This is a genomic window from Chromobacterium violaceum ATCC 12472 (assembly GCF_000007705.1).
Classification (GTDB): domain Bacteria; phylum Pseudomonadota; class Gammaproteobacteria; order Burkholderiales; family Chromobacteriaceae; genus Chromobacterium; species Chromobacterium violaceum.
In genome coordinates this window covers 1,648,912-1,670,498 of the sequence record NC_005085.1, presented here as the reverse complement: position 1 = coordinate 1,670,498, position 21,587 = coordinate 1,648,912, and the positions used below count along the sequence as shown (strand labels likewise).

General features: G+C 61.6%; 20 protein-coding genes and 3 rRNA genes. 4 read left to right on the top strand and 19 right to left on the bottom strand.

The window, feature by feature from the left end; all coding sequences use genetic code 11:
• Positions 1 to 22 precede the first annotated feature (22 nt).
• From cobO to bluB, 3 genes are read left to right on the top strand one after another with little or no spacing between them, the layout of a single operon-like run.
• Positions 23 to 625 (top strand): cob(I)yrinic acid a,c-diamide adenosyltransferase, encoded by a 603-nt coding sequence (gene cobO / locus CV_RS07615; RefSeq protein WP_011135109.1) that lies wholly within the window; start codon positions 23 to 25, stop codon positions 623 to 625.
• Positions 625 to 1,917 carry a cobyrinate a,c-diamide synthase gene (locus tag CV_RS07610; RefSeq protein ID WP_011135108.1) on the top strand — a complete coding sequence of 431 codons (1,293 nt, stop codon included), beginning with the start codon at positions 625 to 627 and terminating at the stop codon, positions 1,915 to 1,917. Before cobO ends, CV_RS07610 begins: the two co-directional genes overlap by 1 nt.
• Complete coding sequence (gene bluB, locus CV_RS07605) at positions 1,914 to 2,555, top strand: 5,6-dimethylbenzimidazole synthase (protein ID WP_011135107.1); 642 nt, start codon at positions 1,914 to 1,916, stop codon at positions 2,553 to 2,555. Before CV_RS07610 ends, bluB begins: the two co-directional genes overlap by 4 nt.
• A gap of 7 nt (positions 2,556 to 2,562) precedes the next feature.
• Here bluB and CV_RS07600 read toward each other — a convergent pair whose 3' ends face one another.
• The 16 genes from CV_RS07600 to putA form a co-directional block, all read right to left on the bottom strand.
• Positions 2,563 to 2,985 carry a VOC family protein gene (locus tag CV_RS07600; protein ID WP_011135106.1) on the bottom strand — a complete coding sequence of 141 codons (423 nt, stop codon included), beginning with the start codon at positions 2,983 to 2,985 and terminating at the stop codon, positions 2,563 to 2,565.
• 12 nt (positions 2,986 to 2,997) lie between these two features.
• Positions 2,998 to 3,780, bottom strand: coding sequence for an enoyl-CoA hydratase/isomerase family protein (locus tag CV_RS07595; RefSeq protein ID WP_011135105.1), 783 nt, complete (start codon positions 3,778 to 3,780; stop codon positions 2,998 to 3,000).
• A gap of 111 nt (positions 3,781 to 3,891) precedes the next feature.
• Positions 3,892 to 4,269: a hypothetical protein gene (locus CV_RS07590; protein ID WP_043595790.1), complete on the bottom strand. Its 378-nt coding sequence runs from the start codon at positions 4,267 to 4,269 to the stop codon at positions 3,892 to 3,894.
• A gap of 94 nt (positions 4,270 to 4,363) precedes the next feature.
• The gene (locus CV_RS07585; RefSeq protein WP_011135103.1) at positions 4,364 to 4,717 is read right to left on the bottom strand and encodes a DUF4180 domain-containing protein; all 354 of its coding nucleotides are present in this window, start codon (positions 4,715 to 4,717) and stop codon (positions 4,364 to 4,366) included.
• Between the two features lie 18 nt (positions 4,718 to 4,735).
• Positions 4,736 to 5,164 (bottom strand): hypothetical protein, encoded by a 429-nt coding sequence (locus tag CV_RS07580; protein WP_043595789.1) that lies wholly within the window; start codon positions 5,162 to 5,164, stop codon positions 4,736 to 4,738.
• A 289-nt stretch (positions 5,165 to 5,453) separates the two neighbouring features.
• Positions 5,454 to 5,783: a DUF1289 domain-containing protein gene (locus CV_RS07575; protein ID WP_099427778.1), complete on the bottom strand. Its 330-nt coding sequence runs from the start codon at positions 5,781 to 5,783 to the stop codon at positions 5,454 to 5,456.
• Positions 5,784 to 5,899: 116 nt separating this feature from the next.
• Positions 5,900 to 6,313, bottom strand: a complete 414-nt coding sequence (locus CV_RS07570; protein WP_011135100.1) for a DUF3995 domain-containing protein — start codon at positions 6,311 to 6,313, stop codon at positions 5,900 to 5,902.
• A gap of 12 nt (positions 6,314 to 6,325) precedes the next feature.
• The gene (fdxA, locus tag CV_RS07565; protein WP_011135099.1) at positions 6,326 to 6,664 is read right to left on the bottom strand and encodes a ferredoxin FdxA; all 339 of its coding nucleotides are present in this window, start codon (positions 6,662 to 6,664) and stop codon (positions 6,326 to 6,328) included.
• Positions 6,665 to 6,706: 42 nt separating this feature from the next.
• Positions 6,707 to 7,453 (bottom strand): 3-oxoacyl-ACP reductase FabG, encoded by a 747-nt coding sequence (fabG, locus tag CV_RS07560; protein ID WP_011135098.1) that lies wholly within the window; start codon positions 7,451 to 7,453, stop codon positions 6,707 to 6,709.
• Positions 7,454 to 7,477: 24 nt separating this feature from the next.
• The gene (locus tag CV_RS07555; RefSeq protein WP_011135097.1) at positions 7,478 to 9,013 is read right to left on the bottom strand and encodes a phytoene desaturase family protein; all 1,536 of its coding nucleotides are present in this window, start codon (positions 9,011 to 9,013) and stop codon (positions 7,478 to 7,480) included.
• Positions 9,010 to 9,912, bottom strand: a complete 903-nt coding sequence (locus CV_RS07550) for a diiron oxygenase (protein ID WP_011135096.1) — start codon at positions 9,910 to 9,912, stop codon at positions 9,010 to 9,012. The genes CV_RS07555 and CV_RS07550 overlap by 4 nt, the downstream gene beginning before the upstream one ends.
• Positions 9,913 to 9,925: 13 nt before the next feature.
• Positions 9,926 to 10,195 carry an acyl carrier protein gene (locus CV_RS07545; RefSeq protein WP_011135095.1) on the bottom strand — a complete coding sequence of 90 codons (270 nt, stop codon included), beginning with the start codon at positions 10,193 to 10,195 and terminating at the stop codon, positions 9,926 to 9,928.
• Positions 10,196 to 10,223: 28 nt separating this feature from the next.
• A complete protein-coding gene (locus CV_RS22095; RefSeq protein WP_011135094.1) occupies positions 10,224 to 11,021 on the bottom strand; it encodes a MaoC family dehydratase in 798 nt (265 codons plus the stop codon).
• Positions 11,021 to 12,271, bottom strand: a complete 1,251-nt coding sequence (locus CV_RS07535) for a beta-ketoacyl-[acyl-carrier-protein] synthase family protein (RefSeq protein ID WP_011135093.1) — start codon at positions 12,269 to 12,271, stop codon at positions 11,021 to 11,023. The genes CV_RS22095 and CV_RS07535 overlap by 1 nt, the downstream gene beginning before the upstream one ends.
• A 490-nt stretch (positions 12,272 to 12,761) precedes the next feature.
• A complete protein-coding gene (locus tag CV_RS07530) occupies positions 12,762 to 13,985 on the bottom strand; it encodes a branched-chain amino acid ABC transporter substrate-binding protein (RefSeq protein ID WP_011135091.1) in 1,224 nt (407 codons plus the stop codon).
• A 131-nt stretch (positions 13,986 to 14,116) separates the two neighbouring features.
• Positions 14,117 to 17,710 (bottom strand): trifunctional transcriptional regulator/proline dehydrogenase/L-glutamate gamma-semialdehyde dehydrogenase, encoded by a 3,594-nt coding sequence (putA, locus tag CV_RS07525; protein WP_011135090.1) that lies wholly within the window; start codon positions 17,708 to 17,710, stop codon positions 14,117 to 14,119.
• Positions 17,711 to 17,777: 67 nt separating this feature from the next.
• On the opposite strand from putA, the gene CV_RS23450 reads away from it, so the two are divergent.
• Entirely contained in the window at positions 17,778 to 17,975 is a 198-nt protein-coding gene (locus tag CV_RS23450) for a hypothetical protein (RefSeq protein ID WP_147296180.1), read from the top strand.
• A 154-nt stretch (positions 17,976 to 18,129) separates the two neighbouring features.
• Here CV_RS23450 and rrf (CV_RS07520) read toward each other — a convergent pair.
• From rrf (CV_RS07520) to CV_RS07510, 3 genes are all read right to left on the bottom strand, one after another.
• Positions 18,130 to 18,244, bottom strand: a 5S ribosomal RNA gene (rrf, locus tag CV_RS07520).
• Positions 18,245 to 18,333: 89 nt separating this feature from the next.
• Positions 18,334 to 18,448, bottom strand: a 5S ribosomal RNA gene (gene rrf, locus CV_RS07515).
• 124 nt (positions 18,449 to 18,572) lie between these two features.
• Positions 18,573 to 21,461, bottom strand: a 23S ribosomal RNA gene (locus CV_RS07510).
• Positions 21,462 to 21,587: the final 126 nt, after the last annotated feature.

The window sequence follows — 21,587 nt, the reverse complement described above, 5'->3', positions numbered from 1 at the left end:
CCCCACACGCAAGGACGACACAATGAAAACCGATCCGGCCTCCCACCAGCGCATGACCGAGAAACGCAAGGCGGGCTTCGAGAAGAAAAAGGCCGCCGCCACCGGCGAGAAGGGCCTGCTCATCGTCAACACCGGCACCGGCAAGGGCAAGAGCAGCGCCGCCTTCGGCATGGGCCTGCGCGCCGTCGGCCACGGCATGCGCCTGGGCGTAGTGCAGTTCATCAAGGGCGCGCTGCACACCGCCGAGCGCGATCTGCTGGGCGGCTTCGACAACTGCGATTTTTACACCATGGGCGAAGGCTATACCTGGAACACCCAGGACCGCGAGGCCGACATCGCCACCGCGCGCAAGGGCTGGGAGCAGGCGCTGGCGATGCTGGCAAGCGACGATTACGAGATGGTGATCCTGGACGAGCTGAACGTGGTGCTGAAATACGAATACCTGCCGCTGGACGAGGTGCTGGCAGCCTTCGCCGCCCGCCCGGCGATGCAGCACGTGGTGGTCACCGGCCGCCACGCGCCGGAGGCCTTGCTGGAGGCCGCCGACCTGGTCACCGAGATGCGGCTGGTCAAGCACCCTTACCGCGAGCAAGGCATCAAGGCGCAGCGCGGGGTGGAGTTCTGATGAAGCCCCTGCGCTGCCCGGCGCTGTTCCTGACCGCGCCCGCCTCCCACCAGGGCAAGACCACGGTGACCGCGGCGCTGGCCCGCCATCATCGCAATCAGGGCCGCCGGGTGCGGGTATTCAAGACCGGGCCGGACTTCCTCGATCCCTACATTCTGGAACGGGCCAGCGGCCATACCGTCTACGGCCTGGATCTGTGGATGAACGGCGAGGACGACTGCCGCGCGCGGCTGCGCCAGGCCGCGGCCGACGCTGATTTGATCCTGGTGGAAGGTAGCATGGGCCTGTTCGACGGCACGCCCAGCAGCGCCGACCTGGCCGCCTTGCTCGGTATCCCCCTGGCGGCGGTGATCGACGCCGCCGGCATGGCGCAGACCTTCGCTGCCGTCGCCCACGGCCTGGCCGGCTTCCGCCCCGGCTTGGCCTTCCACGGCTTCGTCGCCAACCATGTTGCCAGCGCGCGCCACGCCGAGATGCTGGCCGAGCGGCTGCCCGCCCATCTGCCGCTGCTGGCGGCGCTGCGCCGCGACGAGGCGGCGCGGCTGCCGGAACGCCACCTGGGCCTGGTGCAGGCGCAGGAGATCGCCGACCTCGACGCCCGTCTCGACCGCGCGGCGGCGCAGATCGCCGCCACCGCCTTGGCCGAATTGCCGCCGCCTGTGGCGTTTCCCGTCGTGAAGCAGGTCGAATGGCCGCAACTGCTGGCCGGCCAACGCATCGCCATCGCCCGCGACGCCGCCTTCGCCTTCGTCTACCCGGCCAATCTGGAAACGCTGGTCCAACTGGGCGCGGAACTGGCCTTCTTCTCGCCGCTGGCCGACGCGGCGCTGCCCGATTGCGATGCGGTCTACCTGCCCGGCGGCTACCCGGAACTGCATCTGGGCGCGCTGTCCGCCAACACGGCGCTGAAAGCGGCGCTGCATGCGCACATTGAGGCCGGCAAGCCGCTGTACGCCGAGTGCGGCGGCATGCTCTACCTGCTGGACAGGCTGAGCAACCGCGACGGCGACAGCGCGGCGATGCTGGGGCTACTGCCCGGCCAGGCGGTCCTTCAAGACAGGCTGTGCGGGCTGGGTCTGCAGCAAATGGACTTTCCCGGCGGCGCGCTGCGCGGCCATACCTTCCACTACACCCGGCTGGAAACGGCGCTGGAGCCGATTGCCCGCGCCGCGCGCGCCAGCGGCGCGGGAACCGGCGAGGCCCTGTATCGCCGCGGCAGCCTGCTGGCCAGCTATTTCCACGCCTATTTCCCTTCGAACCCGATCGCCGCAGCAAGGTTGTTCCTGAAATGAGCCGTTACCCACAATCCGACATCGACGCCGTCTACCGCGCCATCCGCGAACGCCGCGACATGCGCCACTTCAAGCCGGACCCGGTCGATCCCGACACCCTGCAGCGGCTGCTGGCCGCCGCCCACTGCGCGCCCAGCGTCGGCTTCATGCAGCCATGGCGCTTCATCCGCATCCGCGACATGGACTTGCGCCATCGCCTGCACGCGCTGGTGGAGGAAGAGCGCGTCCAGACCGCCCGTGCGCTGGGCGAGCGCGAAGAAGAATTCATGAAGCTGAAGGTGGAAGGGCTGCGGGAGTGCGGCGAGGTGCTGGTGGCGGCGCTGATGGACGGCCGCGAGCGCCACGTGTTCGGCCGCCGCACCTTGCCGGAAATGGACCTGGCCTCAGTGGCCTGCGCGATCCAGAACATGTGGCTGGCCGCCCGCGCCGAGGGACTGGGCCTGGGATGGGTGTCGATCTTCGATCCGGACAAGCTCGCCGCCTTGCTGGCCATGCCGGATGGCGCTCGGTCGGTGGCGATACTGTGCATCGGCCATGTAGAGGCCTTCTACCCGCGGCCGATGCTGGAAGAACAGAACTGGGCGCGGCGGCAGAACCTGGACGATCTGGTTTACCAGGACCGCTGGCCGGAAGCCTGAGCGACGATCACGCCGGCACGCACCACTGCGGATTCCACGCCACCTCCCACAAATGGCCGTCCGGGTCCTGGAAATAGCCGGCATAGCCGCCCCAGAACGTATCCTGGGCCGGCTTGACGATGGCGGCGCCGGCCTGCTCGGCCTGGTGCATCGCCGCGTCCACCTCCGCGCGGGAAGCGACGTTGTGGCCTATCGTCAGCTCGGTGGCGCTGGCCGGCTGCTGCGGCAGCCCGGCGTCGCGCGCCAGGCTGGCGCGCGGAAACAGCGCCAGCCTCAAGCCCCCCTCCAGCTCGAAAAAGGCGACGGCGCCGTGCTCGAACTCGGCGCCGACGATGCCCTCGCTCGGCAGTCCCAATCCGTCGCGATAGAACGCCAGCGCGCGTTCCAGATCGTCGACGCCCAGCGTCAGCAAGGTGATGCGCGGTTTCATCGCCGCCTCCTTTCATCTCCCCTTGAACTTGGGCGCCCGCTTGTCCAGGAAGGCGCGGGTACCGATGCGGAAATCCTCGCTTTGCGCCGCCAGGCCGAAGTAATCGGCGCCGAGCCGGGCCGACTCGTCCTCGGACAAAGACAGGCCGCGATGCATGGCTTCCCAGCTCAGCCTCACCGCCAGCGGCGACTGGGCCAGGACCTCGCTCAACAGCGCCTCGGACTCGGCGATCAAATCGTCGGCGGGCACAACCCGATTGACCAGACCCAGCCGGCAGGCCTCGTCGGCGTCGATCAGCCTGCCGGTCAGCAGCATCTCCGCCGCCCTGCCCTTGCCGATCAATCTGGGCAGCCGGGTGGTGCCGCCGAAACCGGCCACCGCGCCTATCTTCACTTCCGGATGGCCGAAACGGGCGTGCGAGGCCGCCACCCGCAGCGTGCAGGCCTCGGCGATCTCCAGGCCGCCCCCCAACGCGTCGCCGTTCAACGCGGCCAGAACCGGCTTGCCCAGCGCCTCGATCCGGCCGGTGACCGCCACCGCCAGCCTGGCCAGTTCGCGCACCTCGGCCGCCGGCGCCCGGTTCAGGTAACGGATGTCGGCTCCAGCGGAAAACACCCGGCCATGGCCGGTGATCAGCACCGCCCTCACCGCGTCGTTGGCCGCCGCCCACTCCAGCGCGGCCAGCAGTTGCCGCAGCAGCTGGCGGTTCATCGCATTCAGGCAATCCGGCCGATGCAACTCCAGCCGCGCGATGCCGTCCTCCGCCTTGCTCCTCACCACATCCCGTTCCAGCATCCCGCCTCCGTGCCCGCCGCGCCGTCGGTACGCGGCATCAGATTGTGAGATTCGGCCGAACGCGTTCGCATCGGGCAAGCGCGCCCTCCGCGTCACGCAAACCGGCCATCGTCAGAAATTGCCCGCGTCCCGCACCCAGCCTATCGACAGCACATAGCGGCTGCCGCCTTCCACCCGCGTCACGCTGTGCTCGCACAGATCCGGCCGAAACAGCTTGATCCGCCGACTGGAAAACAGCGGCGCGGCACAGACGAATTCGCCGCCGGCCTGCGGCGACTTGAGGATCAGGTTGAGCCGATAATGGCGGCCCTTCCCCACCGGGTCCACATGAGGCGGAATCGCCGAGCCATGCGGATAACGGATCAGGTAGCAATCGAACGGCAAGGGCCAGCGCGCGGTCAGCAGCAGCATCTTGTCGTAGCCGCTGCCCTGGCGGCCGCTGCGCCAGCGCCAGGCATGGCGGTAAAAATCGGAGAAAACGGAAGACATGGCCAAACGCGGCGGGCGGCCTGGGACGCCCGCCATCCTCAGGACAGATAAAAGCCCAGACTAGCATGACAAAGGCGTGGTTGGCGATGACCGCTCAACACGTCGCCAACCAGTCCATCGCCTTATCCCGCTCCAGAAACAAGCGGGTATAATGGCCGCGTTTCGCCTCGCGCAGGAATTCGCCGAAACGCTGGCCGTAACCGCGCTGCGCGTCGATCACCACCGCGGTTTGCAGCCGGTAATTCTGCAGCTTCTGCAGGAACTCGCCGGCGAAACGGCTGCTCAGCTGGAAGAAGGCTTCCGGCAGCGCTTCGCGCGGAATCAGCAGCCGCGCGCACTCTTCGCCGATGCAGGCGGAAATCAGCTCAGCAGCCTGGGACGCGTCGCTCAATTCGCCGCGCCACTCCAGTACGCGATGCTTGCCTGAAAGCAATATTTGATAAGTCATTTGCTTTCCCAAATCCGCTCAGCCGGAACGCCGCGCCCGCGACGCCGCGATCACGACGGAAGAAGTCGAGCCGACGATCGCGCCGGCGAAGATCTTGGCGATGTCGAGGAAACCAACCACCAGTTCGGAGCTCTTGCCCCCTCCCGGAATCGGATCCAGCAGCGGGAACAGCAGTCCAAAGGCTGCAAAGGCAAGGCATAGCGCGGCGCAGACGCAGGTAAACGGCGGAAATAGCTCGAAAAATCCCGGCCGCGACGTTTTTCTGCCATGGAGCGTCTCATCCATGGCCAACCCCAGACTGTCGATGTCGACCGGCTCTCCGCTTTCACCCGCAATCTCTTCTGCCCGCCGAGCAATCTGGCGCCGAAGCGCCTCCATTCTCTCATCCAGCGTCTTTTCCAGATTGGCGGGAAAGGCCTGGCCTGCTCTGGCCGCGGTTTCGCCCATGAGGGTGCCTCCAACAGGGTTCAGGACAACCGCGGCGGCATGCCCGGCGCGGCCGGCAACACTCATATGACATTAAGCCGGCATGAGAGGGGTTGGCAAGTCCGCGGCGAGAAAGCCGCGAAGCCAAGCCCGCGAAGAGCTTGGAACAGGCGACGCGCAGCCATGGCAAGAGGATGCAAGGCTGGGTAAGAGAATTGCGGCTTCTGAAACCGAACTGACGTTCGCTCCGATAACGCTCGCGCAAGACGCGAGGCACGCATCGCGGGATGCGGACCCGGGTTGTCTCCGCTTATCGCAGCCGTTGCTGCAGACACACCGGGCACAGGCAGTCGCTATCGGCCTCGCTTGGCGACAGCTCTAACGGCAGATCGGCGCACCAGCAACCGCCGGCCTCCCCGCCCGCGCCGCAGGCGAAGCCGCTGCCGCATTGCGGACAGGTCTTGGCTTGCACCGGCAATGGCAACGCCAACAACCGTCGCCAGACCTGCTGTTTCTGTTCCTCGCCGTAGCGGGACCAGCCCGCGATTTCATCCAGCGTGCGGCGGCAGCCGACGCAGACCTGCCCGCTGTCGTCCAGCCTGCAAACGCCAATGCAAGGCGAAGGTAGGATTTTTGCCATATTGTTACCGTCGGCTTTGTTCATATCCGCATGCTATCTCTTCCCAAAATGGCTGTCGAAGCCGGATATGAAAAGCATGGACGGCCGCCTGCCCGTCCATGCCCAGCCTTCAGCGGTTACCACGCAAGATAGAACAACCCTGCCGCCAGCATCAGGCACAGCGGGGAATAGAAACGCGTGTCGTTGCGGGCGAAGCGGCTGCCCTTGACCCGCTTGAAAAGACCGACGTAGCGGAACTCGCCGACGCCTCGCAGCAACATGCCTGCGCTCAACGCCAACAGCCCCCACTTCAGCAGGCGCGCCGACCAGCTTGTTTCCGGGAAGAACCGCCCCCCATGCAAAACAACCGCGGCCGCAGCCAAGGCAAGCAGCAAGGCGATGACGGCAGTCCCGATCGCCGATGGCTGGAACAGTTTCCGGCCATCCACCTCAGGAATGGCGGAGGACAAGCCGACCTGCCCCCCCAGCGCCCAATAGAAATGCATTGCGCTAATCAGTGCAAAAACCAGACACAGCGTCAAACTCAGCATGCTTTGGCTCCATCAGACGGTTTCGGAGTAATCCTCCAGATATTGCAGCTTGTCCGGCCTTCCCCTCCAGGCCTCGGCTTCCGGCAAAGCCGGCTTGCTCTTGGTGATATTGGGCCAACGCTGCGCCAATTCTGCATTGAGGGCGATCATGCCGTGCTCGTGGGACGGCACGGCCTTGTCTTCCCGAATGGCGTCGATCGGGCATTCCGGCACGCACAGGCCGCAGTCGATGCAATCATCGGGATTGATGGCGAGCATGTTTGGCCCTTCGTGAAAGCTGTCAGTCGGACACACATCCACGCAATCCGAATGCTTACAGCCTATGCAGTCGCTTAAAACAACATAAGTCATGATGCTCTCCTGTCGGCGCGGCTCTTCCGCGTCGTATCCACCTCAGCTGCTGAGTCCGCCATCTATCACGATGGTTTGTCCGGTGATGTAAGCCGCGGCATCGGACAATAAGTACTTCGCCAGGCCGGCCACCTCTCCCACGGTGCCCAAACGGCGCAATGGAATACTCTTCTCCAGCTGTTGCCGCGCCTTCTCTGGAATATCGTCCGCCATATCCGTGTCGATCAGCCCCGGCGCGATCGCATTGACCCGGATTTTGAAACGGGCGGTCTCCAGCGCCAAGGTGCGGGCCAGCCCCGCCATGGCCGCCTTGGTCGCCGCGTAGTTGGCTTGGCCCATATTGCCCTTGATCGCGGTGACGGAGGACATCAACAGCACCGCACCCCGTTTTTCGCCGCACATGGCCGGCAGGAACGCCTGCGTGACATGGAACACCGCGTCCAGATTCGTGGATATCACGTCGCGCCATGACTCCAGCGACATGGACATCATGAGGCCATCCCGGGTCACGCCGGCGTTGTTGATGACGGCGTACGGCGCGCCGAAGCGCTCCAGGCACTGCGTCGCCAAGCGCTTCGCGGCTTCCGGGTCGCTGCCGTCGCACTGGACCGCATAAGCCTCTCCGCCCATTCTCAGGACCGACTCCTCCACTGCACGCGCCTGCTCCGCATTGTTCTTGTAGGTGAAAACCACCCGGTAGTCCTTCGCCAGCTCCAACACCAGGCCCCTGCCTATGCCTCGGCTGCCGCCGGTCACCAACACCCATGGTTGCATGATTTCGTCTTGCATTGCCGCTCCTTCAATTGATGTCGTTCAAACGCTCGCCGCGGCGGGGACCGCCGAGCTGGCCTTGAACATGGAATACCCCATTGCGGCCTCGTAGCCCGATCCCGCCACCCAGGCGCTTAGGAAGCTGACACCAGCCACAGGAAAACGGTGGTTGATCAGCGCCGGCGAGGCATCCGGCGCCACCAGAGCGCCATAGCCGGACCCCGCGGTATTGTTGGTGTATCGCTGGTAGGTATGCGGGCTGGACAGTTCCGCGTAAACGATACGGTCCGACAAATCCGGAAAGTGCCTGCCCACGCGCTCCAGCAGCGCTTGCTGGCCGCGCTTTTTCTTGGCTCTGTATTCGGGCGTTTTCCGCCGCGGCCAATGACGCGGATCATCCAGCGCATTGACGATGACCACCTTGCCGCCGCTCGCGTCCAGCGCGTGATAGTTGGTGATTTCCAGAGACGAGCGCCGCCAATAGGCCTCCTCGGCCAACGCCTCGCTCATGGGATCGGCGCGCGAGCGCTCGCGCGCGCGCCACGCGGCGTCCGGATCATCGGCCAACAGCATGGTTTCCGCGTGTGGCAGCCCCAGTTGGGCAGGGTCCTCGTCCAGCACCAAATAAAGCGTGCTGGTGGCATTGGCTGGCCGTATCCGGGATACGAGCTGCCGAGGGGCATCCAACTCCGGCATGGGTTCGAACAGCTGCTCCAGCGCATAGACCGGCGAAGCGTTGACCAAAACCTCCCGCGCCAGAAACTCGCCCCGGTCGGTTGCCACGCCGGTCGCGCGCATGGCGCTCTTGTCGACCAGAATGCGCTCGACGTTGACGTTCAGCACGACTTCGCCGCCCCGCGCCCGAATTTGCTCCACCAGCAAATTGGACAACCGCTGCGAACCGCCGTCCATGTAGGCGCTGCGCATGTACAGATTGGCGTAGACCACATGCAGGAAGTACAGATAACTGCACTGCTCCGGAAATGAACCGACATAGATCGACGGCAGCGCCAACAGCTCGCACAGTTGCGGATCGTCGAACATCCGCCGCAATGCATCCCGCACCGTGATGTTCTTCAGATGCTTGCGGGCATACCGCATCGCGGCGAAATCCGGCTCGTATCGTCCCTGCAGCATCTCAAACTGCAGATAGCCGTTTTTCCCATGCACCGCGATGTCGTCGAAAAACCGCAGCAGGCCCTCGCGCTGGCCGGGGAATGCCTGGAGCAAGCCATCCAAGGCCTGCTCCGGCGATTCCGACACTTCCAGCCATAGCGGCCCGGCCGCCTGGAACAATACCGGCGAAAAATGCAGATTGATCCGCTCCTCCAGCCCCAGCGCGCGAAACACCTGCCTCAGGTTCCCTTGCTCGCCCATGCCGGACAGCTTGTGCAAGCTGCAATCGAAGCGCGCGCCTTGCTTGGGGCGCACGAACTCGCTGGAGTACCCCCCCGGCACCGTATGCTGCTCAAGCAGCAAAACCCGCAAACCCGGGCGCTGCGCGGTCAGGGCCGCCGCATAAGTCAGCGCAGCGATGCCAGAGCCGACGCAAACGATGTCCCAGACCGCCTCGCTCATACAATCCCCAGTTCTGCGAACCACTGATCCAGCTCTGCGAAGCGCTCGCTGTTCAGACGCTGGTTGTTGGCCGACCCTCTTACCAGCGCGATCGCTTCTTCATCGCCCGGCTGTATCGGGAAGACAAAGGAGGTGTGCTTGGCGATTTCGCTGTTGAAAGTCATCTCCGCCTTGAAATGGCGCAGCAGCTGGCCGATTTGCGCTCGCATCGCCGCCAGCTCCGCCTCGGGAGCGGTCTCGAAGAAATGCTCGACAATGCGCTTGCCGAATGCGATGTGGCGCACCTCCTCGATATGATGCTCATGGAACATCATCTTGGTCAGCGGCTCGACTTCCGCCGACTGAGTCAGATACATCGCGCTCAGCTCCGCGGCCCACTCGATCATCAGCGTCCACAGGATGCCGATCACCGGGTTCATCATCGGCAGCTTCTCCACAAAGCTGCCGTAGGCGCCGCCAGGCGGCTGGAACAGCTCCAGTCCCGCCATCTTCATGTAACGCCGGAACATCAGGGTATGCGTGATCTCCTCCCGGGAGAAAATCATCAGGTACTCATACACCTCGGGCGACAGGTCGAAGCGGAAACGGTTGATATAGCCGACATACAGCGGCGGCAGCGTCTGCTCCAGCCAGATGAACATCGACACATCGCGGGCGGTTTCCTTCCACAGGGTTTCATGGCGCTGCTCCGGAGTCATGGCATCCCAATAAGGCGTGCCGTAGATCCAGCTGCCGGTTTCCATTTTCGGCGGCAGGCTCAGGTTGATGCCGTTCTCCCATGGCAACACGCTTTCCAGCTCCATGGTTTTGCGGTGCGAAGCGCGGATCAGCGTTTGCACCTTGCGTCGGCTCTCGTCGGACAGACCCAGCGGGTCGCGCGCAACAGTGGACGTTTCCATGCGTTTTCTCCGATCAGGCTTCGGCTGTGTTCTTCTGGGCGGACTCTGCGGCGATATAACCGACCAGTTGCCCCATGTCCGCGATCTTGCCGGAGGCGAACAAATCGGACACCAGATCGACGCCGTAGCGCTTCTTCACCGACACTTGAACTTCTACGAAATCGAGGCTGTCCAGTTCGAGCGCCTCAAAGCTGGAGGAGAGCTGCACTTGATCCTCCTCGATCTCCTTCATGTCCAGGATCAGGGCTTTCAGTTCGTCAAAGATTTGGTTTTCGTTCAACATGATGCTTCCTTTATCGAAGGGACAAGACTCAAGACTTGAAGCGAACCAGCAGGCCCACTTCCGATTGCATGACCGGACGGCCATCCAGCCGCACGGTAAATTGGCTCAGGCCGGACAAGGTGTCCTTGCTGTTGGGCACGGTCACCGGCGCGTGCAGCTCGCAGCGAATTTCCCCCGGATCCTTCAACTGGCTCAGCGGCATGCGGAACAGCTCCGGCTCGACCATCACCGTATGAGCCGTCTGCACCGTCAGGGCGGCGTCCATCAACTCATGCTGGCTTGCGATGCCGCTCATCTTCGCCAGATCGCGGACGATGGAAAACGGCACTTCGCTGGACAGGAATTGGGAAAAAGTCAACGCGTCCACCAACAGCCAGGCGCGGTCGAAATCCGGAAAGGCCTCCGCAAACACCGCTCTTTTCTCGCGGAACAGCTGGCGGTCTATCGAAAAACTGGCCGGTTGCTCCGGCGACTCCGCCGGCACGGAGCGATATACGCTGCCGGCCATCACCTCGGAGGCGTCATGCGTCGCGCGCAGGGAGAAGCGGCTGCGCTGTTTGCCCGGCTGAATTTCCAACGCATGCGGCAATTGGCGAAGCACGGGCGAGCGGAACATAGCCTTGACCGATACCCAGTCTCTGCCGGTATCGGCCGGCAACACCGTGCTCAGCCGCTGCTTGATATGCAGCAGCGGCAGCATGCCGTGCACGATGATGTCGTTGGCGCCGGTTTCCCTCGCCCGCTCCACTTCAAAATGGATGGGGTTGTAGTCTCCGGACAGCTTCGCCCAATCCGCGATCGCCTTGTTGTCGAAACTGAGCAGCATCAACGCGCCCTTTCTATCACCAGCGCCGCGTTTGCGCCGCCGAAGCCGAAGCTGAGGTTGAGAGTGGTGTCCACCGCTTGGCCATGCAGGTGCCCGTTCGGCAGATAGTTGAGGTCGCACTCGGGATCGGATTCCAGCAGATTAGCGGTGCCAGGCAGGATGCCGGTCGCGATGGCCTTCAAGCAGATGATGGATTCGAAACTGCCCGCAGCGGAGATCAGGTGGCCGCTGTACGACTTGGTGCTGGACACCGGGACACGCTTCGCATGCGCCCCCAAAGCGGCCTTGATGGCGTTGGATTCGTTCAAGTCATTCAACGGCGTCGACGTGCCGTGAGCATTGATGTAGTCGATGTCCTCCGGCCGCTTGCCGGCCTGCTTGAGCGCGAATTCGATCGACTTGACGCGGGCCAGCATGTCCTCGGCCGGGGCGGTGAAATCGCGGGCGTCGGAAAAGCTGCCATAACCCTTGATCTCGCCCAGTATGGTGGCGCCGCGGTGCTGAGCATGCTCCAACTCCTCCAGACACAACACCGCCGCGCCCTCGGCGAGCACGAAACCGGACCGGCGGCGGTCAAACGGGCAGCAGGCCCTCTCCGCTTCCTCCTGCTCCTTGCTCAAAGCATTGAGCACGTCGATGTTCCAGATATTGGTTTCATTGCGCAGCGTCTCGGAACCGCCAGCCAGCATCATGCTGGCGCGCCCTTGCCGAATCGCCTCATACGCGTCGCCTATCGCGATGGTGCCCGTGGCGCAAGCCGCGATCACCGTATTCTGGTAGCCGCGCAGATTCCACATCAGCGTGCAAGCTCCGGTGGCGATGCTAGGCATGGAAATCAGGCTGCCCAAAGGACTGCCGAATCCGGTATCGCGATAAGCGTCGCGGATGTCGTACGCTTCATCGAGCCCCCCCCACCCCGTGCCGATGATGACGCCGCATTCATGCGCCGGATAATGTTCCGCAATAGCCTCCGGGCTACCGAAAGCCATATCGATCGCTTCCCGGGCCGCCACAACCGCATTTTTGGCGAATGCCGGCAAGGCGCGGGAAATGGCCTTGGGGATGCCTCGATAGCGCGCTTTATTCTCATCCAAAAATGAAAAGAACTTGGCCTTGATTTGCTGGTTTTCCAACTCGAATTTTCGATAACCCAGCTTGCCATTCATGATGGCTTCCCACGCCTCGGCAGAGTTCTCCCCCAGAGAGGTCAAAGAACCATATCCGGTTACTACCACTCTACGATTTGCCATGACACTTCCTTATTGCAGATCAGAATTAATTAATTAAAAAATCACAAATCACAAGCCGGCAAGAGGCAAAAAGATCCCCTGCGAAGTTAATCGCATCAAATAAAGTAATAAAACCATGAAATAAAAAACAGGAAGGCTAAAACAGCCGATGCGGAAACGCTTAACGAAACCACAGACTGTCAAAATCAAAACAAGCTTAATAAAAGTTCGCGAAACTGGACGCAATCTGTTTGTCCAGAATCAAAAACATGGCATGTGGAAATTACAATACCTCAGAAATATTGTAAATATATTTCCAACCGGCACGTTCGAGAAAAAGATAATTAGATTGACACCGTTGCAAAAAACCAATCCCCAATAAAACAATACTCCAAAATAATATACTCAATGAAATATTACTTATTAGACTGATATTTGCTTTATCTTTTATCAGCGACAAAAACAAAAACGGCGCGGAGATCCGCGCCGTTTCCTACATACGAAAACCGTCTTACTTGGCCGCCGAAGCATCCTTGCCCGGGGCGCCGCCGCCAACGGTTTCCATCACGGTCCACTGGCCGTTCTGGACCTTGTAGACGGTGATGCCGCCGTCCTTCAGGTCGCCCTTGTCGTCGTAGGTCCAGTTGCTGGAAGTCACGCCCTGGTGGGTGATCTTGGCCAGCACCGGCAGATAGGCCTTGGGATCTGCCGAATTGGCCTGCTCCATCGCCTGGATCAGCGTGCGGGTGGCGTCGTAGCCGTACGGCGAATAAGTCGCCACGTCGGCCTTGAAGCGGGCCTTGTAGCGGGTTTCGTAATCCTTGCCGCCCGGCATCTGCTCCAGCGGCAGGCCGGCCAGCGAGGCGATGGTGCCGTCGGCTTCCTTGCCAGCCAGCTGCAGGAAGGTCGGGGTCTTGGTCATTTCGCCGGAGATCAACGGAGCCTTGAGGCCCAGGCGCTTCATCTGCTTGACCATCGGAGCGGACTGCGCGTCGGCGCCGCCGTAGAACACCACGTCCGGGTTCGCGCCCTTGATGGAGGTCAGGATGGCGGTGAAGTCGGTGGCCTTGTCATTGGTGAACTCGCGCTTCACCACGTCGCCGCCGGCGGCGCGCGCAGCCTTCTCGAACTCGTCCGCCAGGCCCTGGCCGTAAGCGGTGCGGTCGTCGACGATGACGATCTTCTTCGCGTGCAGCTTCTCCACCGCGAACTTGCCCATCACGCTGCCCTGCTGGGTGTCGGAGGTCATCGAGCGGAAGGTGTTCTTGAAGCCTTGCGCGGTGAACACCGGCGAGGTGGCCATCGCGATCATCGGAATGCCGGCGTCGGAGTAGATCTTGGAGGCCGGGATGGCGGTGCCGGAGTTGAAGTGGCCGATGATGCCGGCGACTTTCTCGTCGACGAACTTCTGCGCCAGCTGGGTGGCGGTCTTGGGGTCGGCCTGGTCGTCCTGGGCGTCCAGCACGAAGGTGACCGGCTTGCCGGCGATGGTCGGCTTCGCGGCGTTGGCGTCTTCGATCGCCAGGGTCACGCCATTCTTGTATTCCTCGCCGTAGTGCGACTGCGGACCGGTCAGCGGGGCGGCGAAACCGATCTTGATTTCGCTGCCGCCGCTAGCCTGGGCCGGAGCGGATGCGGCGCCGGCCGGAGCGGCTTCTTCCTTCTTGCCGCAGGCGGACAGGGCGACGGCGGCGGCGACCGCCAGGGTCAGGGTGGACAGCTTGGATACTTGCATCTCTTCGTTCCTCTTCTTGTTGCTTCAACTTCGCGCTTCTACATAACCGGCTTGTGCCGGATCCCAGTCTTGCTCTTAAAGTAAAAACTCTGGCCGCATTATTCCAATGCGGCCAGAGGCTGGCAAGTTGATCATTCGGTCATGCTCATCAGGCTGGCGTTTCCGCCGGCCGCCGTGGTATTGACGCTAAGCGCGCGCTCGACCACCAGCCGATGCACATTGTAGCCATTTTCGCCGCGCAGGATCAGCGGAACCAGCGCGCCGTCGCGGGCGGCCAGCTCGCGCCGTGCCTCCTCGGCCTTGGCGCCGGCGTACAACACCGCATCGACATCCGCTTCCAGCACGTCGGCAGCCAGCGACACATGGCCGTTCAAGGCGGACGCGAACTTGCGTCCCAGCTCGTTATCGGCCAGCACCGCGCGGTTGCCGGCGGCGAAGGCCGCGGCCAGCTGTTCGGCCAGCGCCTGCGCGTCGTCGGCGACGCAGCCTATGCGGCCGCGGCCGGCGAAGGACAGCAAGTTGTTTTCTCCGGTCGGCCCCGGCAACGCCACGCTATGCGTCAGCGGGCTTTCCTTGCGCGCGGCGGCGATCGCGCCGTCCAGCGCCAGGCTCTGCGCCTTGGCCGCGGCCGCCAGCGCGTCCAGCGCGGACAAATCGGCCGCCGCCGGCACGGCGGCCAGCTTCGGCTGCCAGGCGGCACGGGTCAGGCGGTACAGGTAGTACGGACCGCCTGCCTTGGGACCGGTGCCGGACTTGCCCTCGCCGCCGAAGGGCTGCACCCCGACCACCGCGCCGACGATGTTGCGGTTGACGTAGATATTGCCCACTTTGATCTTGCCGCAGATGTCGGCGATGGTTTCGTCGATGCGGCTGTGGATGCCGTGGGTCAGGCCATAGCCGGTGGCGTTGATCTCGGCCACCACCTTGTCCAGATCCGACGCGGCATAGCGCAGCACGTGCAGCACCGGGCCGAACACTTCGCGCTTGAGCTCCGACAGATTGTCGATCTCGAACAGCGTCGGCGCGACGAAAGTGCCCTGCTCGCACGCCGCGGACAGCTTGGTCTGGTGCATCGCGCGGGCGGAGTTCTTCATCCTGGCGATGTGGGCGAGCAGGCCGGCCTGGGCCTCGGCGTCGATCACCGGACCGACGTCGGTGGTCAGCTTGGCCGGATTGCCGATGGTCAGCTCATCCATCGCCCCCTTGATCATCGCGATCACCTTGTCGGCGATGTCGTTCTGCAGGTACAGCACCCGCAGCGCCGAGCAACGCTGGCCGGCGGAATCGAAGGCAGAGCTCAGCACATCGGTGACCACCTGTTCCGGCAGCGCCGAGCTGTCGACGATCATCGCGTTCATGCCGCCGGTTTCCGCCACCAGCACCGGATCGTCTTGGCGTTTTGCCAGCGTGCGGTTGATGATCTGCGCCACCTCGGTGGAACCGGTGAAGATCACGCCCTGGATGCGCGCGTCGCCGGTCAGCGCGGCGCCGACCACCTCGCCGCGGCCCGGCAGGAACTGCAGCGCCGCGCGCGGGATGCCCGCCTCGTGCAGCAGGCGCACCGCGTAGGCGGCGATCAGGCTGGTCTGCTCGGCCGGCTTGGCCAGTACAGTATTGCCGGCGGCCAAAGACGCGACGACTTCGCCGATGAAAATGGCCAGCGGGAAGTTCCACGGGCTGATGCACACCACAGGACCCAGCGGCCGGTGGCTGGCGTTGTCGAACTCAGACACGATCTGCGCGGCGTAGTAGCGGCAGAAATCCACCGCCTCGCGCACTTCGGCGATGGCGTTGTTCAGCGTCTTGCCCGCCTCGCGCACCGCCAGGCCCATCAGCGCCGGCATGTGCGCCTCCATCAGGTCGGCCATGCGGCGGATGCTGGCCGCGCGCTCGGCTACCGGCGTCGCGGCCCAGGCGGCGGCGATGCCGGCCGATAGGGCCAGCGCGCGCTCGACGTCGGCGGCGCTGGCCTCTATCACCTTGCCCACCACATCGCTGTGGTCGGCCGGATTGCGCACTTCCTGCAGCTCGCCGTCGGTGACATCGCCATCTCCCAGCATGGGGAAGGCGGCCCAACGCTGCTGCTCGGACGCCTGCAGGCCCAGCTGCAACGTGGCCAGCACGTGCTCGCTGGACAGGTCCAGGCCTTTGGAATTGCGGCGGCCTTCGCCGTACAGCGCCTCAGGCAGCGGAATCTTGCTGTGCGGCATGCCGGAAAAGCCGGCGGCCTCGGCCACCGGATCGGTCACCAGTTCGTCGATGGACACGTTTTCGTCGACGATGCGGTTGACGAAGGAGGAGTTGGCGCCGTTTTCCAGCAGGCGGCGCACCAGGTAGGCTAGCAGCGTCTCATGCGAGCCGACCGGCGCGTAGATGCGGCAAGCCTTGCCCAGCTTGTCCTTGCCCACTACCTGGTCGTACAGGGTCTCGCCCATGCCGTGCAGGCACTGGAACTCGTAATCCTTGCCGGCGGCCAGGTTGTAAATCGCCGACAGGCTGTAGGCGTTGTGCGTGGCGAACTGCGGGTAGATCGCGTCCTGGGCGGCCAGCAGCTTCTTGGCGCAGGCAAGGTAGGACACATCGGTGTACACCTTGCGCGTATACACCGGATAGCCAGGCAGGCCGTCCACCTGGGCGCGCTTGATCTCGGCGTCCCAGTAGGCGCCCTTCACCAGCCGCACCATGAAGCGGTGGCCGGTGCGGCGCGCCAGGTCGATCAGGAAATCGATCACGAAGGGACAGCGCTTCTGGTAGGCCTGCACCACGATGCCGATGCCTTCGAAGCCGTTCAGGTCCGCATCGTTGGCCAGCGCTTCGACCAGGTCCATCGAGATCTCCAGGCGGTCGGCCTCCTCGGCGTCGATGTTCAGGCCGATATTGTATTGCTTGGCCAACAGGAACAGCGCCTTCAGTCGAGGCAGCAGCTCGGTCATCATGCGTTCATGCTTCAGGCGGGCATAGCGCGGGTGGATCGCGGACAGCTTCACCGAGATGCCGGGGCCGTCATAGATGCCGCGGCCGTTCGACTCCTTGCCGATCGCATGGATGGCGGTGACGTAGTCCTTCAGGTAGCGTTGGGCGTCGGCTTCGGTCATCGCCGCTTCGCCCAGCATGTCGTAGCTGAAGCGGTAACCGCGCGCTTCGCGTTCGCGGCCGTTGGCCAGCGCTTCCTCGATCGTCTCGCCGGTGACGAACTGCTTGCCCAGCATGCGCATCGCCATGTCGACGCCCTTGCGGATCAGCGGCTCGCCGCCTTTGGCGATCAGGCGCGTCATCGCCGCCGACAGGCCGTTGGCGCTATGAGAGGAAACCAGCTTGCCGGTCACCAGCAGGCCCCAAGCGGCCGCGTTGACGAACAGCGACGAACTGTTGCCCAAATGGGCCTTCCAGTCGCCGCGGGAAATCTTGTCGCGGATCAGCTTGTCGGCCGTCTCGCGGTCGGGGATGCGCAGCAGCGCCTCCGCCAGACACATCAGGGCGATCCCTTCGCTGCTGTCCAACGAGAACTCGTGCATCAGCGCGTCCACGCCGCTGGAACGGGTGCGCTCGCGGCGCACCTCGGTCACCAGCCGACGGGCAAGGTCTTGCACTGATGCGACTTGCTCGGGACTCATCGCCGCCTGAGGCAACAAAGCCTGCACGCACTCGCGTTCATCGCGCCGGTAAGCGGCGGTGATCGCATCGCGCAGAGCGGACTGCTGATGAGCAAAGGATTCGAATTGCATGGGTTTCTCCGATATTGTTTGCAGCCCCGGCCTCGCGTCCGGGTAAGCTGCCTATTGTATACAAGAGATGGCTATTCTGTTCGACAATATAAAATATTCTTTAGCACTTAAACGCTATCAAAATCAAACCACTCAAGGCTTTCAACCCGGATCTCCAAACCAGATTTCCCACCCGAAAGTCATGTCCGAAGGCGCGCTCTGCGATTCTGCCCGCATCGATTGTTTATCCCCGATCCTCAGCGGACTGCCGCCGTGCCATATTTGATAGCAATCGCATACTGTCTGCATTCAAGGAATCAGCTTAGTACACCGCGCTGGCAAACGACACAACACTGTCGCAAACAATTCATCAAACCATCACGAGGAAGCTGGAAACGCAAAAAGCCCCAGGCTTAGACCTGGGGCTTTGCAATAGGGAGATCTGGCGATGTCCTACTTTCACATGGCGAATGCCACACTATCATCGGCGCTAAGATGTTTCACGGTCCTGTTCGGAATGGGAAGGCGTGGGGCCATCTCGCTATGGTCGCCAGAAAAAACATGAACGCGGTCGCGTAATTCTGTTTTCGCTACTATTAGGAAGCGAAATGCCGAGCCATTAGGCTCGGCATTTTCAATGGGGCGTCTGGCGGTGTCCTACTTTCACATGGCGAATGCCACACTATCATCGGCGCTAAGGCGTTTCACGGTCCTGTTCGGGATGGGAAGGCGTGGGACCACCTCGCTATGGCCACCAGACATAAACTGGTCAAACTCAAGAAGCCTGAACCAGAGATCCTCTCTGATTCTGAATATTCGGTATCTGATCGTGTCGCACACACGCTATCTTCGCGCCTTGGATTCTCCAAGCCACTCAAATGATAGGATCAAGCCTCACGAGCAATTAGTATCGGTTAGCTTCACGCCTCACAGCGCTTCCACACCCGACCTATCAACGTCCTGGTCTCGAACGACTCTTCAGGGAGGTCAAGCCTCCAGGGAAGTCTCATCTTCAGGCAAGTTTCCCGCTTAGATGCTTTCAGCGGTTATCTCTTCCGCACTTAGCTACCCGGCAATGCGACTGGCGTCACAACCGGTACACCAGAGGTGCGTCCACTCCGGTCCTCTCGTACTAGGAGCAGCCCCCGTCAAACTTCCAACGCCCACTGCAGATAGGGACCAAACTGTCTCACGACGTTTTGAACCCAGCTCACGTACCACTTTAAATGGCGAACAGCCATACCCTTGGGACCGGCTACAGCCCCAGGATGTGATGAGCCGACATCGAGGTGCCAAACACCGCCGTCGATGTGAACTCTTGGGCGGTATCAGCCTGTTATCCCCGGAGTACCTTTTATCCGTTGAGCGATGGCCCTTCCATTCAGAACCACCGGATCACTATGTCCTGCTTTCGCACCTGCTCGACTTGTCGGTCTCGCAGTTAAGCTACCTTTTGCCATTGCACTATCAGCACGATTTCCGACCGTACCTAGGTAACCTTCGAACTCCTCCGTTACACTTTGGGAGGAGACCGCCCCAGTCAAACTGCCTACCATGCACTGTCCCCAATCCGGATCACGGACCAAGGTTAGAACCTCAAACACACCAGGGTGGTATTTCAAGGACGGCTCCACCAGAACTAGCGTCCTGGCTTCAAAGCCTCCCACCTATCCTACACAAGTCTGTTCAAAGTCCAATGCAAAGCTACAGTAAAGGTTCACGGGGTCTTTCCGTCTAGCAGCGGGGAGATTGCATCTTCACAAACACTTCAACTTCGCTGAGTCTCAGGAGGAGACAGTGTGGCCATCGTTACGCCATTCGTGCGGGTCGGAACTTACCCGACAAGGAATTTCGCTACCTTAGGACCGTTATAGTTACGGCCGCCGTTTACCGGGGCTTCGATCAAGAGCTTGCACCCCATCACTTAACCTTCCGGCACCGGGCAGGCGTCACACCGTATACGTCCACTTTCGTGTTGGCACAGTGCTGTGTTTTTGTTAAACAGTCGCAGCCACCGATTCTCTGCGACCTCTCAAAGCTTCGAACGCGAAGTCCTACACTCTAAGAGGCATACCTTCTCCCGAAGTTACGGTATCAATTTGCCGAGTTCCTTCTCCTGAGTTCTCTCAAGCGCCTTAGAATTCTCATCCTGCCCACCTGTGTCGGTTTGCGGTACGGTTCTTGTGTAGCTGAAGCTTAGTGGCTTTTCCTGGAAGCGTGGTATCAGTCACTTCAGGTCCGTAGACCCTCGTCATCACGTCTCGGCGTTAAAGAAGGGCGGATTTGCCTACCCCTCACGCCTACCGGCTTAAACAGACTATTCCAACAGTCTGATGACCTAACCTTCTCCGTCCCCACATCGCACTACACAAAAGTACGGGAATTTTAACCCGTTTCCCATCGACTACGCTTTTCAGCCTCGCCTTAGGGGCCGACTCACCCTACGCCGATGAACGTTGCGTAGGAAACCTTGGGCTTTCGGCGAGCGGGCTTTTCACCCGCTTTATCGCTACTCATGTCAGCATTCGCACTTCTGATATCTCCAGCATCCCTTACGAGACACCTTCACAGACCTACAGAACGCTCCCCTACCACGGACACTTACGTGCCCATCCGCAGCTTCGGTTATCAGTTTGAGCCCCGTTACATCTTCCGCGCAGGACGACTCGACCAGTGAGCTATTACGCTTTCTTTAAATGATGGCTGCTTCTAAGCCAACATCCTGGCTGTCTAGGCCTTCCCACTTCGTTTACCACTTAACTGATCATTTGGGACCTTAGCTGGCGGTCTGGGTTGTTTCCCTCTTGACGATGGACGTTAGCACCCACCGTCTGTCTCCCATGCTCGCACTTTCCGGTATTCAGAGTTTGCCATGGTTTGGTAAATCGCAATGACCCCCTAGCCATAACAGTGCTTTACCCCCGGAAGTGATACATGAGGCACTACCTAAATAGTTTTCGGGGAGAACCAGCTATCTCCGAGTTTGTTTAGCCTTTCACCCCTATCCACAGCTCATCCCCTAGTTTTGCAACACTAGTGGGTTCGGACCTCCAGTGCGTGTTACCGCACCTTCATCCTGGCCATGGATAGATCACTCGGTTTCGGGTCTACGCCCAGCAACTAAGACGCCCTATTCGGACTCGGTTTCCCTACGCCTCCCCTATTCGGTTAAGCTTGCTACTGAACGTAAGTCGCTGACCCATTATACAAAAGGTACGCAGTCACGGAACAAGTCCGCTCCCACTGTTTGTATGCATCCGGTTTCAGGTTCTATTTCACTCCCCTCCCGGGGTTCTTTTCGCCTTTCCCTCACGGTACTGGTTCACTATCGGTCGATCACGAGTATTTAGCCTTGGAGGATGGTCCCCCCATCTTCAGACAGGATTTCGCGTGTCCCGCCCTACTTCTCGTACGCCTAGTCCTTGGAATGTGTTTTCGTGTACGGGGCTATCACCCACTATGGCGGTCCTTTCCATAACCTTCCACTAACACAATCCATAACACGTACAGGCTGTTCCGCGTTCGCTCGCCACTACTTACGGAATCTCGGTTGATTTCTGTTCCTCGAGTTACTTAGATGTTTCAGTTCACTCGGTTCGCCTCCACTGACCTATGTATTCAGTCAGGGATCTCCTTGCGGAGGGGTTTCCCCATTCGGACATCGCGGGATCAAAGCTCTATTGCCAGCTCCCCCGCGCTTTTCGCAGGCTTACACGTCCTTCATCGCCTGTGATCGCCAAGGCATCCACCAGATGCACTTAGTCGCTTGACCCTATCATTTCAGTAACCTAAATCACCAAAACGACGGAGCGTGTTTGTGCGACGACTGCACCGCCCCTTTTGATATGGCGACGCAGCCTTAGATACAATCAAATACCCAAGATGACGATTTGTCCGC